Raw genomic sequence first — 12,797 nt, forward strand, 5'->3', positions numbered from 1 at the left:
TGTATATAAACAAATTAATAATATATTTTTTATTTAAGTTTAAAGGCTATTTATTTTTTGTATGTTTTTGTTTAATAATATAAAGCAAGTTAAAAAAATAGGCTTTATGAAATGAGCTTAGTCCCCAAAAATCTCAATCAAAAAGTCACCAGAGAGATTATTGCCATTTTAATCATTAAAGTGATTATTTTAATGGTCATTAAGAACATTTGGTTCGACGCCCCAACGATTCCTAAAAATTTTGACAATCAAGTTGCTGAGCGTATTGCTGGCAATCCATCCCCAATCAAGGAGACACGTTGATGATTTCTGAAAGCGTGGTCGATCTCTCGCGGTTCCAGTTCGCTATGACCGCGATGTATCACTTTATTTTTGTTCCACTTACTATTGGTATGGCTTTTATTCTTGCCATTATGGAAACCACTTATGTGATTTCTGGCAAAGAAATTTATAAAGACATGACCAAATTCTGGGGAAAACTCTTCGGCATTAACTTTGCACTTGGGGTAACAACAGGTTTAACAATGGAGTTCCAGTTTGGTACAAACTGGGCGTACTACTCACATTATGTAGGCGACATTTTTGGCGCACCATTGGCAATCGAAGGCCTGATGGCTTTCTTCTTAGAGTCCACTTTTATTGGCCTATTCTTCTTTGGTTGGGATCGTCTTTCCAAAGTCCAGCATTTGGGTGTGACATGGTTGGTTGCACTTGGCTCCAATATGTCAGCCCTCTGGATTTTGGTTGCTAACGGCTGGATGCAAAACCCTGTTGGTTCTAAATTTAACTACGAAACCATGCGTATGGAACTAGTCGATTTTGGTGCCCTCATTTTCAACCCCGTTGCTCAAGTTAAATTTGTACATACTGTATCTGCAGGTTATGTAACTGGTTCGATTTTCGTTCTCGCTATTTCCAGTTATTACTTACTGAAAAAACGAGACGTTCCTTTTGCCCGTCGTTCATTTGCCATTGCAGCCATCTTTGGCTTGGCATCAACCTTATCTGTCATTTTACTCGGTGATGAATCAGGCTATGAAATTGGTGATGTACAAAAGACTAAACTTGCTGCCATTGAAGCAGAATGGGATACACACCCTGCACCTGCATCCATTACTTTGTTTGGTATTCCAAATAAAGAAACAATGACCACAGATTATGCCGTGAAAATTCCATATGTGATGGGCATTATTGCGACACGCTCCTTGGACAAACAAGTAACAGGCATTAAAGACTTAATCGCACAGCATGAAGTCCGTATTCGTAATGGTATGGTTGCATATTCTCAACTAGAAAAGCTTCGTGCAGGTGACACATCACCCGAACTTCAAGCAGCCTTCGAACATTCTCAAAAAGATTTAGGCTACGGTCTACTTTTGAAAAAATATACACCAAATGTTGTAGACGCATCTGAAGATCAAATTAAAGCTGCCGCAAAAGATACAATTCCGCATGTACCAAGCTTATTCTGGGCATTCCGTGCCATGGTGGCATCTGGTTTCTTAATGCTGTTGTTATTTGCCCTAGCAACCTTTGCTGTTGCAAAACGCAATGCAGAGAACAAACCATGGCTACTAAAATTTGCACTTTTCGCTCTGCCTCTACCATGGGTTGCTGCGCAAACAGGTTGGTACGTTGCTGAAGTAGGTCGTCAGCCTTGGACGATTGGTGAGGTTTTACCTACACACTTGTCAGCATCAAGCTTAAGCACAGGTGATGTATGGGGTTCTATCGCTGCCTTAGCTGCGTTCTATACTGTACTTTTGATTATTGAAATGTATTTAATGATCAAATTCTCACGTCTTGGTCCAAGTTCGCTTCACACAGGTAAATACCATTTTGAAAAACTTGAAGCAGCTCGCAATGAGGAGACTCAAGCATGATCGAATATGAATTACTCAAAATTATCTGGTGGGTCTTAGTCGGCATCCTGTTGATTGGCTTTGCCCTCACCGATGGCTTCGATATGGGCTCTATGGCGATCATGCCATTTGTAGGCAAAACAGATGAAGAACGTCGCGCAGCCATCAACACTATTGCTCCACACTGGGATGGTAACCAAGTTTGGTTCATTACTGCGGGTGGTGCATTATTTGCAGCATGGCCTATGGTTTATGCAACCGCATTCTCAGGCATGTATTGGGCGCTACTTTTAGTTCTGTTTGCCCTATTCTTGCGACCTGTAGGCTTTGACTACCGCTCCAAACTACAAAATACCAAATGGCGTACATCATGGGACTGGGGTTTAGCGGTTGGTGGTGCTGTGCCTGCGTTAGTCTTTGGCGTAGCCTTTGGCAATATGTTCTTGGGTGTTCCATTCAATTTAGATGAAACAGTACGCTCGACTTACACAGGTAGCTTCTTTGCTCTACTCAACCCATTTGCTTTGGTCTGCGGCCTAGTCAGTTTATCTATGCTGTGTGCCCACGGCGGTGCATGGCTTATGCTCCGTACTGACGGTGACTTACGTAACCGTTCAGCACAAGCAACCAAACTGATGGGTATTGTTTATCTCATCTGTTTCTTAGGTGCTGGTGCTTGGTTGTATTTTGGTGGGATCGAAGGTTATACCCTAGTGGCGCCATTTGATACCAACGGTGTTGCTAACCCATTAGCCAAAGAAGTGGTGACCAATGCCAATCCAGGTTGGATGAATAACTATTCAACTTACCCAATCACGATGATTGCACCTATTGCAGGCATCTTAGGTGGTCTAATCGTCGTTCTTGCTGCAAGCAAAAATAAAGCGGGCTTAAGTTTCTTAGGTTCAAGCTTAGCTGTTATTGGTGCAATTTTGACTGCTGGTTTTGCACTATTCCCATTCCTTATGCCATCAAGCATCAACCCTGTTGCAAGCTTGACCATGTGGGATGCAGTTTCAAGTAAAACGACGTTGACTGTAATGACCGTTGCAGCCTGTATCTTTGTCCCACTTATTTTGTGTTATACCACTTGGTGTTACTACAAAATGTGGGGTGTTATTACCAACACTCACATTAAAGAGAATTCACACAGCCTTTACTAAGGTTGTGTCTAAGGAGATCAAATTATGTGGTATTTTGCATGGATTCTCGGCATTTTAATGGCTTGCTTTGCTGGCGTATTGAGTGCTTTATATATTGAACATCATCAAGACCTTGATGAGGAATAAACCATGACAGACGTTGCTATGGAAAACCAAACTGTAGATAAAAAGCCGAACAAAATTGCGATGCTAATTTCCTGCCTGTTGGCCTTTCCACTTGCAGCGGTGTTGTTAGTGCATCCTGCTGCTATGTTGGATGACAATGGTCACTATAGCCACAGCGCACTGATGTATATCATGATTGGTATTTCAGGTGGCTTTATCCACGGCGTTGGCTTCGTGCCACGCCACTGGATTTGGAAATGGTTATTTAGCCCGTTTCTATCGTGGCCACTGATGCTCTGGGGTTATTACACTTGGTTCTTCAGTTAAATAAAAAAGCCTTCATTTATTGAGGGCTTTTTTATTTGCATATGACAATTACATATCTGCAATCACACCTGTAATACCATTGATAATCATATCGACCGCGATGGTTCCAATCAATAAAGCCGAAAGTCGCCCTACAATATCAACATAACGGTCGATATATTTAGCATGCTTATAGCGCAAATGATCATGTGCAAATTTCATTAAAATCATCAATGCGCAGGTTAACGTTAAAGTTAAGAAAATAATCATGGCTGCGCCACCAATCGGTAAAGATATACCTGTCACCACAGCAGCACTGATCGTACCTGGACCAATCATAAAAGGCATCGCAATGGTTCCTGCCAAATGCTCAGGTGCACCACGCATTTCACCAATGGTATCTGCCCCCTGAAACACGTAGCGATAACCAATCACCAAGAAGATCAAACCACCAAATATTTGAAAGGCTTCAAAGCGTACATTTAAATATTTACTAAAGATCGCTTCTCCGCCCCATGCAAACAGCATAAATACCACAAAGGCAATGAGACAACCCTGAATCAAAGCCTTATTAAACACTTTGGCTTCGGAGTTCCGAATCATGCCAATCATGTAAATACTCATTAAAAACGGATTCAGCAATGAGAAGAACAAAGCAAAAGCATGTAAATATGAGGTCAACATGGTTCCTCCTAATTATCCTTGAGGATCTGGAAATAAGGGACGATTCCCCGGACTGATTCGATTGATATGTAAGAAGGTCATGTGGCGTTCATAGCGATCCAGCACATCATTAATCACCTGCTCTTTGGTATAACCGACTAGGTCGTTGCCTTGAGAGCCTTCATACAAATAGGTTTCAAGACGGTAATAGAAGCGTTTACCCAGTTTTCCGCGTTCACTAAAAGTCGGCGCGATATAACGTACTGGCCAAATTTGATAGACAAAGTTTTGTTCTTCTTCCAAATGAATCATCAAATCTAAATGATATAGATTTGGGTCTTCTTCTAGCGCACTTTCTTGAACACTGATGTCGATACCACGTTTTTGCATTTCCTCTGCAACCGCCATTACCGCAGGCCGGCAAATATCATCAAGCATACGCCGAGTATCGGTTGTTCCTGGATGGTGCATGACTCGGGACAAGCGTTTTTTCCAGTTAAGGATGTCGACATTGCCCACCACGGGTGCGGCATTTAAACTGCTACTGGCTTGTCGATAGTCTTCTAACCGTAACGACTTATACAAACCTGCCATCACTAAGAACATCACAAAACTGAACGGCAACCCCATAATGATAGTGGCATTTTGCAGTGCCGTAATCCCATTAGCCATCAGCATGGCAAGGGTCAATAAGCCAATGGCTACAGCCCAGAATACGCTCAACCAGCGTGGTGCATCATGGTCGACATTGGTAAATTGAGTAGTGAAATTACCCAATACCAGTGCACCAGAGTCCGCCGAGGTCACATAAAACAATAAGCCTGTAATTGTGGCTACACCTGCAATAAACGGAAACCACGGATACTGTGCCAGCAAGTCATAAAAACCATGTGCAGGATTCGCAATCACACTTTGTGCAAGGGCTAAATTGCCATCAAAAATCACACTATGTAGCGCACTATTTCCAAATATTGATAACCACGTGAGTGTGAAAAATAAAGGAATAATGAGTGTCCCGCTGACAAACTCACGAATGGTTCGCCCACGCGAAATACGTGCTAAAAACAAACCTACAAATGGAGACCAAGCCACCCACCATGCCCAAAAAAACAAGGTCCAACTGTTCATCCATTCTTTGGGTTGTTGAAAGGCAAAACTTTCCAATGTCATACTTGGAAAACGGTTAATGTAATCCCCAATATTTTGCACAAAAGCATTTAGTAGAAATTCAGTATTGCCTAAAAACAAAATAAACAGCATCAACCCAACAGAGACATAGATATTGATCTCGGAGAGAACACGCAGTCCTTTATTGACTCCTGACGTCACTGAGATAATGGTCATGACAACCGCCACCCCAATTAATGCCGCTTGCATCCAGAGGTTCTCAGGTAAGTCAAACAGCACATGTAAACCATAGTTCAACTGTACCACCCCAATCCCGCAGGTGGTCGCAATACCAAAAATAGTCCCGATCACCGCAGCGGTATCGACACTATGACCGATTGGGCCATGAATCTTTTTCCCAAAAATTGGATAGAGTGCTGAGCGAATGGTCAGGGGTAAATTATAACGATAACTAAAATACCCTAATGCCATGCCAATCAAAGCATACATACACCATCCAGTGAGGCCATAGTGAAATAGCGTCCACACCATACCTTGACGTGCCGCTTCTAGGGTCTGCCCCTCACCCACAGGTGGATGCATATAGTGGGATAAAGGTTCCGCCACCGAGAAGAACATCAAGTCGATGCCGATCCCAGCTGAGAACAACATGGCAGACCAACTTAAAAGGCTAAATTCGGGCTTAGAATGTTTGGGGCCTAATTTGATGTTGCCATAGCGTGAACAGGCAATAAAAATCACAAACACCATGTATAGGGTGGCTGCGAGTAAGTAGTACCAACTAAAGGTAGAGCTCACCCAAGCCAAGACCGTATTTAAGGTTCGATTGGCAAAGTCATTAAACAAAATGGTGGTAAGAGAAAAAATTAAAATAATGAGAGCTGAAATATAAAAGACCACACCATTTAAACGGTCTTTAGGCGCTAATGTTTGATCATCAACTGCTCTTGGATTATCTGTTGCCATACAATCCTCAAGAAAGTAAATAAAAAGACAAAAGCCAATTTTTAAACTTCTCGTGGTCGAGAGCTTAAAAATCGACTAACGAAAACGACAGTATTTTTATATGCAATAAAAATGCTATCTCTTTTAAACCCACAGGTCTAAATCATTTATTGGGTCGGTTTATTGGTACATATTAAAATATGTAAACCCGTTCCCTTTTCATCTATATCCCAATAGGGAACTTGTATCTTTCTCCCCACAAAATGACTATATGAGCTTTTGCCATCCTTAAAAAGTATAAAACCGTAATTTGCTTAAAATTTACACAAAATAAAACTACAGCTATTCATACCATTTATCTACCTGATAAATATAAATTTAGCTAAAAACCAAACCGCCAAATTGCTGACGCTTGCTGTGAATTTAAGCACCAGTGTACTTATTATTGATTGAACGTTCAATCAATAATAAGTATCATAAAAAAATGCTATGATACTTTCCATGTAAGTTATTGAATCTAACGCCTTTAAATTTAAGGCAAATTGTTCTGGATTGTCATGAATAAACGTAGAGTAAAACCTGAGCATGAGCGTCGTGAAGAAATTATCAATGCTGCCTATGCAGTCATTCACGAAGTAGGCTTATCCAACACCACCATTGCTCAAATTGCGAAAAAAGCACAGCTTTCTACGGGCATTGTGAGCCATTATTTTGGCGATAAACAAGGTCTTATTCACAGCTGCATGCGCCAAATGCTCAATGTCTTAGCCGAGACCACGGCAAGCTATAAGGCAAAGGTCGTGCAGCCCAATCCAGAACATTTGCTCAAAGCCATTATTGATGCCAACTTTGACATCAGTCAGGTCAACAACACTGCTATGCGGGTTTGGCTAGATTTTTGGTCTGCCAGTATGCATCAAGCCGACTTAGGTCGCCTGCAACGAATAAATGATCAACGTCTTTATTCAAATTTGAAGTTTCATTTCTTGCAACTCATGCCGAGACCACAGGCAAGCCAAGCAGCTAAAGGGTTAGCAGCACTGATTGATGGATTATGGTTACGTGGAAGTTTAAGTGGTCATCAAGCATTTGATCGTGATTTGGCACGTTCTATTGCATACGACTATGTCGATATGCAACTTCGCTTAATTCAACAGATACGGCAGGAACAACAAAATGAGTAATGTACAACTTCACTCGCTTTATATTCACGGACAATATTTCAATGCCACCAGTGGTCAAAGCTTTGACAGTATCAACCCTGCTACAGGTGAAGTCATTGCCACCATTCAACAAGCATCCAAAGCTGATGTCGATGCAGCCGTGCAAAGTGCTGTACAAGGACAGCGTGAATGGGCTGCCAAAACTGCGGTCGAACGTGCCCGTATTTTACGTCGTGCAGTCGATATTTTACGCGCTCGTAATGACGAGTTAGCTCGCCTAGAAACACTCGATACAGGTAAAGCATTCAGTGAAACCTCTACTGTCGATATTGTCACTGGTGCAGACGTTTTAGAATACTACGCGGGACTTGCAACTGCGATTCAAGGTGAGCAAGTGCCATTACGTGAAAGTAGTTTTTTCTACACGCGCCGTGAACCTTTAGGTGTAGTCGCAGGCATTGGCGCTTGGAATTATCCCATTCAAATTGCACTTTGGAAATCAGCTCCTGCCCTCGCTGCGGGGAATGCCATGATTTTTAAACCCAGCGAAGTGACACCGCTTACAGCCTTAAAACTAGCAGAGATTTATACTGAAGCAGGCGTACCCGCTGGAGTTTTCAACGTTGTACAAGGCTTTGGTGCTGACGTCGGTCAATGGTTGACTGGACACCCAGACATTCAAAAAATTTCGTTCACAGGCGGTGTGGCAACGGGTAAAAAGGTCATGGCCAGTGCTGCGGCTTCTAGTCTCAAAGAAGTCACCATGGAGCTCGGTGGCAAATCACCTCTGATTATTTGTGCCGACGCCAACCTTGACCGCGCAGCCGATATTGCGGTGATGGCAAACTTCTTTAGTTCAGGTCAAGTGTGTACCAATGGCACCCGTGTGTTTGTACCGCAAACCCTCAAGACTGCATTTGAACAAGCCATTATTGCACGTGTCAAACGTATCCGTATGGGGGACCCTATGCAAGCTGAAACCAACTTTGGACCTTTAGTCAGCTTTCCCCATATGGAAAAAGTCTTGTCTTATATTGAGTCAGGCAAACAACAAGGTGCAACCTTATTGATGGGTGGACAACGTGCCACCAAAGCAGCGCTTGCTCAAGGTGCGTATGTATTACCAACCGTTTTCACCGACTGTCATGACGACATGCACATTGTGCAGGATGAAATCTTTGGTCCAGTTATGAGCATTTTAAGCTATGACAGTATTGAAGAAGCCATTCAACGTGCCAACAACACCAGTTATGGTTTAGCTGCGGGTGTGGTCACACAAGATATTTCCCAAGCGCATCGCATTATTCATCAGCTTGAGGCAGGCATTTGCTGGATCAATACTTGGGGCGAATCCCCTGCTGAAATGCCTGTAGGTGGTTATAAACAATCGGGCGTTGGACGTGAAAATGGCATCACCACACTTGAACACTATACCCGCATCAAATCGGTTCAAGTTGAACTGGGCGAATACCAAAGTATTTTTAAAGTCTGAATTTTAACTATCTAAATCCTTAATCCATTTTATTTATTCTCTTTTCATCCTCAACTCAACATGTGGCCACGTTCTCATGCAACGTGGCCCTGCCATAGAAAAAGGATCATTATGCATTCTCAACACTACGATTATATTATTATTGGCGCAGGTTCTGCAGGTAATGTACTGGCTGCTCGCCTAACCGAAGACCCAGATGTTTCGGTACTCTTACTCGAAGCGGGTGGACCTGATTATCGTCTCGACTTTCGCACCCAAATGCCCGCTGCTTTGGCCTATCCTTTGCAAGGGCGTCGTTATAACTGGGCATATTTAACCGACCCAGAACCCCACATGAACAACCGTCGTATGGAATGTGGACGCGGTAAAGGCTTAGGCGGTTCGTCCCTCATTAATGGCATGTGTTATATCCGTGGAAATGCCATGGATTTAGAACAGTGGTCAACCCTTAAAGGTCTTGAAGACTGGAGCTATGCGGACTGTCTTCCTTACTACAAAAAGGCTGAAACCCGTGATATTGGTGGCAATGATTATCATGGTGATGCTGGCCCTGTTTCTGTTGCCACGCCTAAAGCAGACAATAACGTTTTATTCCACGCCATGGTTGAAGCGGGTGTGCAAGCAGGCTATCCACGCACCGATGATTTAAATGGTTATCAACAAGAAGGTTTCGGCCCAATGGATCGAACCGTAACCCCCAAAGGTCGACGTTCAAGCACCGCACGTGGCTATTTGGATATGGCCAAAGGTCGCGCGAATCTAACTATTACTACCCATGCCATGACCAATCAAATTTTGTTTAATGGCAAACAAGCAATTGGTGTTGAATATATTCAAGGAGCGAATCAAAACAACTTGCTTCAGGTCTACGCTAATAAGGAAGTTCTACTTTGTGCTGGAGCGATTGCATCACCGCAAATTTTGCAACGTTCAGGTGTGGGTTCAAGCACCTTACTTCAATCTCTCGACATTCCAGTTGTACACGACTTACCGGGTGTAGGTGAAAACCTGCAAGATCATTTAGAAATGTACTTACAATATAAGTGCATGCAACCTGTTTCTCTCTACCCTGCCTTAAAATGGCAAAACCAACCTGCGATTGGTGCAGAGTGGCTATTTAACGGTACTGGGATTGGAGCAAGCAACCAGTTTGAGGCAGGCGGCTTTATTCGATCATCTAAAGAGTTTGCTTGGCCAAATATTCAATATCACTTTTTGCCTGTTGCAATTAACTATAATGGCAGCAATGCCGTCAAAGAACATGGCTTCCAAGCCCATGTCGGTTCGATGCGCTCGCCTTCACGCGGTCGAGTACATGTGACCTCTAAGAATCCTTTCGACCATCCAAGTATTTTATTTAACTACATGTCGACCGAACAAGACTGGCAGGAATTTCGTGATGCCATCCGTATTACTCGAGAAATCATGCAACAACCTGCGCTTGATCCTTATCGAGGCGAAGAAATCAGCCCTGGAAAAGAGATACAAACCGACGCTGAATTGGACGAGTTTGTACGTAATCATGCTGAAACGGCTTATCATCCATCCTGTAGTTGTAAAATGGGGGAAGATGATATGGCGGTAGTCGATGGACAAGGTCGTGTACATGGGATGCAAAATTTACGTGTTGTTGATGCGTCGATTATGCCGCTCATTATCACAGGTAACTTAAATGCAACCACCATTATGATGGCTGAAAAAATCGCGGATCAAATACGTGGTCACCAAGCTTTACCACGTTCAACTGCTCCATTTTATCGCGCCGAAATCGCATAAATCTTAATGGTGTAAAACCTGACCTTTTATTTAGCTTTAGGATAATAAGGTCAGGCAATTATTCATATTTTCTAAAACAACATAATCACAACTTACTTTATTTTTAGGACTTACTTTCCAACTCAACTTATACATTTAAACGTTAAAAAAATTGGACTCTTGTATAGATATTCAACATCTGTATTTTAAATACAGAAATTACACCTAAATAAAACTCAATAAAAACAATGAATAAAAACAAACATCACTGATATTTATAATTTAACCGAACTCATTTACAATAAAAATTACTAAGTCAATACATATTTAGTCTAAAATACCCATAAATCAAAAATGCGTGATAGCTTAAAAAGTTAATCTTTGGCTGCTTGAGCTTTTAAGTATTACTTCAATTCTGCCAAGCTAATTTTTTACAAGCATCTCTATCACCATAATTGTTATTTTCTCTTCGCTATAAAGCGATCCAAAACCTGTCCCCAAGGTCATAATCGCATGAACAAATTTTTAAAATACCTTTTGGTATTGATCGTACTGCTTATTATTGCAGTCGTAATTTTCTTATTTAGACCCGTCACGTCTAAAAAAATTCAAACCACCAGCAACGAGCCTGTTGTTGACGCAGTCTTAGTTGGTGGTGGCATCATGAGTGCAACCCTAGGCACATACCTTAGTGAACTTGAGCCAAACTGGCAAATTCGCATGTATGAACGCCTAGACAAAGTTGCACAAGAAAGCTCTAATGGCTTCAACAATGCAGGCACAGGTCACTCTGGCTTTATGGAAATGAACTATACCTCTGAAAAAGATGGGAAAATGGACATTACCAAAGCTGTAAAAGTGGCTGAACAATTTGAAGTTGCAAAACAGTTCTGGTCTTATCAAGTCAAAGAAGGTGTTTTGGGACAACCCAATAGTTTCATCAACCCTGTACCGCACATTGCTTTCGTTTGGGGCGATAACGTGAATTTCCTCGAAAAACGTTATGCTGCAATGGTTAAAAACCCAATGTTTTATGGCATGAAATTCTCTGAAAATCCTGCTGAAATTAAACAATGGGCACCTTTGGTGATGAATGGCCGTGATGCTGCACAGAAAGTAGCTGCAACACGCATGGATGTAGGTTCGGATGTGAACTATGGTTCAATCACCACTCAATTGGTCGATCACCTTAAAAAACAATCTAACTTCCAGCTACAAACATCGACTGAAGTGACTGGCATTAGCCAAAACGATGATAAAACGTGGACTGTTGCATTTAAAAACCTCACTACAGGTAAAACAGATCATGTGAAAACGCGCTTTGTCTTTATTGGTGCAGGCGGTGCAGCGGTTAAACTTTTACAAATGACAGGCTTACCAGAAGCGAAGCAATATGCTGGCTTCCCTGTAGGTGGCGTGTTCTTAATGACCGACAACCCGAAAGTCACCGAAGGCCATACTGCAAAAGTTTATGGTCGTGCTGAATTAGGCGCACCTCCAATGTCTGTTCCACATATTGATACACGTTATATCGACGGTAAAAAATATGTGTTGTTTGGCCCATTTGCGACTTATTCAAACAAGTTCTTAAAACAAGGTTCTCAGCTTGATTTATTGAAATCAACCACTAAGAACAACGTTTTACCCATGACTGCTGTGGGTATGGAAAATCTTGATTTGGTGAAATACTTAGTTAGCCAAGTCATGATGACCGATGAAGACCGTTTTAATGAATTAAGAAAATACTATCCTGATGCAAAACCAGAAGACTGGCGCATGAATCAAGGTGGTCAACGTGTTCAAATCATTAAGAAAGAACCAGGCAAACCTGCAAGCTTGCAATTTGGTACCGAGATTTTTGCATCACAGGACGGTGCTGTTACTGCCCTATTAGGTGCATCCCCTGGCGCTTCGACTTCTCCTTATATTATGTTGAGCTTGCTTGAGAAAGCATTCCCTCAGCAAGTAGCAGGTAAATGGAATCCGAAATTACATGAAATTGTAAAATCGTACCAACAAGAGCTCAGCACCAATCCTGTGCTTCTTGACCAAGTTCGCCAATACACCAGTACAACCCTAGGTTTGAAATACACACCTATGGCAAAAGCTGCAAATGACGAAACTGCTGCGGTAGCAAAAGCACAGTAATCTGCTTTAAACCCTAAGAAGGATGGACTTTGCGCCATCCTTTTTTTTAATTCATATTTGAAATTAT

General features: G+C 42.1%; 11 protein-coding genes. 9 read left to right on the top strand and 2 right to left on the bottom strand.

Going from position 1 to position 12,797, the window contains the following annotated elements; translation table 11 throughout:
* Positions 1-111: 111 nt before the first annotated feature.
* Genes cydP through GBI16_RS11225 form a run of 5 tightly spaced genes read left to right on the top strand, consistent with a single transcriptional unit; the run spans position 112 to position 3,457 of the window.
* On the top strand, positions 112-303 hold the full coding sequence (gene cydP, locus GBI16_RS11205; RefSeq protein WP_086207570.1) for a cytochrome oxidase putative small subunit CydP: 192 nt from the start codon (positions 112-114) through the stop codon (positions 301-303).
* Positions 303-1,883, top strand: coding sequence for a cytochrome ubiquinol oxidase subunit I (locus GBI16_RS11210; protein ID WP_086207571.1), 1,581 nt, complete (start codon positions 303-305; stop codon positions 1,881-1,883). The genes cydP and GBI16_RS11210 overlap by 1 nt, the downstream gene beginning before the upstream one ends.
* Positions 1,880-3,025, top strand: a complete 1,146-nt coding sequence (cydB, locus tag GBI16_RS11215; protein WP_151707090.1) for a cytochrome d ubiquinol oxidase subunit II — start codon at positions 1,880-1,882, stop codon at positions 3,023-3,025. The genes GBI16_RS11210 and cydB overlap by 4 nt, the downstream gene beginning before the upstream one ends.
* A gap of 24 nt (positions 3,026-3,049) precedes the next feature.
* On the top strand, positions 3,050-3,151 hold the full coding sequence (cydX, locus tag GBI16_RS11220; protein WP_002120988.1) for a cytochrome bd-I oxidase subunit CydX: 102 nt from the start codon (positions 3,050-3,052) through the stop codon (positions 3,149-3,151).
* Between the two features lie 3 nt (positions 3,152-3,154).
* Positions 3,155-3,457, top strand: coding sequence for a cyd operon YbgE family protein (locus GBI16_RS11225; RefSeq protein ID WP_086207573.1), 303 nt, complete (start codon positions 3,155-3,157; stop codon positions 3,455-3,457).
* 48 nt (positions 3,458-3,505) lie between these two features.
* On the opposite strand, the gene GBI16_RS11230 is transcribed toward GBI16_RS11225, so the two are convergent.
* Complete coding sequence (locus tag GBI16_RS11230) at positions 3,506-4,120, bottom strand: MarC family protein (protein WP_086207574.1); 615 nt, start codon at positions 4,118-4,120, stop codon at positions 3,506-3,508.
* A 12-nt stretch (positions 4,121-4,132) separates the two neighbouring features.
* The gene (locus GBI16_RS11235) at positions 4,133-6,193 is read right to left on the bottom strand and encodes a choline transporter (protein WP_086207575.1); all 2,061 of its coding nucleotides are present in this window, start codon (positions 6,191-6,193) and stop codon (positions 4,133-4,135) included.
* Between the two features lie 536 nt (positions 6,194-6,729).
* On the opposite strand from GBI16_RS11235, the gene betI reads away from it, so the two are divergent.
* The 4 genes from betI (at position 6,730) to mqo (ending at position 12,730) form a co-directional block, all read left to right on the top strand.
* Complete coding sequence (gene betI, locus GBI16_RS11240; protein ID WP_086207576.1) at positions 6,730-7,356, top strand: transcriptional regulator BetI; 627 nt, start codon at positions 6,730-6,732, stop codon at positions 7,354-7,356.
* Positions 7,349-8,827, top strand: coding sequence for a betaine-aldehyde dehydrogenase (gene betB / locus GBI16_RS11245; RefSeq protein WP_151707091.1), 1,479 nt, complete (start codon positions 7,349-7,351; stop codon positions 8,825-8,827). Before betI ends, betB begins: the two co-directional genes overlap by 8 nt.
* 111 nt (positions 8,828-8,938) lie before the next feature.
* Positions 8,939-10,603 (top strand): choline dehydrogenase, encoded by a 1,665-nt coding sequence (gene betA / locus GBI16_RS11250; protein WP_151707092.1) that lies wholly within the window; start codon positions 8,939-8,941, stop codon positions 10,601-10,603.
* Positions 10,604-11,095: 492 nt separating this feature from the next.
* Entirely contained in the window at positions 11,096-12,730 is a 1,635-nt protein-coding gene (gene mqo, locus GBI16_RS11255) for a malate dehydrogenase (quinone) (protein WP_151707093.1), read from the top strand.
* Positions 12,731-12,797 lie beyond the last annotated feature (67 nt).

Origin of the sequence: Acinetobacter sp. TUM15064, from assembly GCF_008980265.1 — a bacterium.
In the GTDB taxonomy this organism is placed as follows: domain Bacteria; phylum Pseudomonadota; class Gammaproteobacteria; order Pseudomonadales; family Moraxellaceae; genus Acinetobacter.

What these genes read in the sequence shown, in the direction of transcription:
- cydP (WP_086207570.1), top strand. Translation starts at nt 112, where the DNA reads ATGAGCTTAGTCCCCAAAAATCTCAATCAAAAAGTCACCAGAGAGATT.
- betI (WP_086207576.1), top strand. Translation starts at nt 6,730, where the DNA reads ATGAATAAACGTAGAGTAAAACCTGAGCATGAGCGTCGTGAAGAAATT.
- cydB (WP_151707090.1), top strand. Translation starts at nt 1,880, where the DNA reads ATGATCGAATATGAATTACTCAAAATTATCTGGTGGGTCTTAGTCGGC.
- GBI16_RS11210 (WP_086207571.1), top strand. Translation starts at nt 303, where the DNA reads ATGATTTCTGAAAGCGTGGTCGATCTCTCGCGGTTCCAGTTCGCTATG.
- mqo (WP_151707093.1), top strand. Translation starts at nt 11,096, where the DNA reads ATGAACAAATTTTTAAAATACCTTTTGGTATTGATCGTACTGCTTATT.
- cydX (WP_002120988.1), top strand. Translation starts at nt 3,050, where the DNA reads ATGTGGTATTTTGCATGGATTCTCGGCATTTTAATGGCTTGCTTTGCT.
- GBI16_RS11230 (WP_086207574.1), bottom strand. Translation starts at nt 4,120, where the DNA reads ATGTTGACCTCATATTTACATGCTTTTGCTTTGTTCTTCTCATTGCTG.
- GBI16_RS11235 (WP_086207575.1), bottom strand. Translation starts at nt 6,193, where the DNA reads ATGGCAACAGATAATCCAAGAGCAGTTGATGATCAAACATTAGCGCCT.
- betB (WP_151707091.1), top strand. Translation starts at nt 7,349, where the DNA reads ATGAGTAATGTACAACTTCACTCGCTTTATATTCACGGACAATATTTC.
- betA (WP_151707092.1), top strand. Translation starts at nt 8,939, where the DNA reads ATGCATTCTCAACACTACGATTATATTATTATTGGCGCAGGTTCTGCA.
- GBI16_RS11225 (WP_086207573.1), top strand. Translation starts at nt 3,155, where the DNA reads ATGACAGACGTTGCTATGGAAAACCAAACTGTAGATAAAAAGCCGAAC.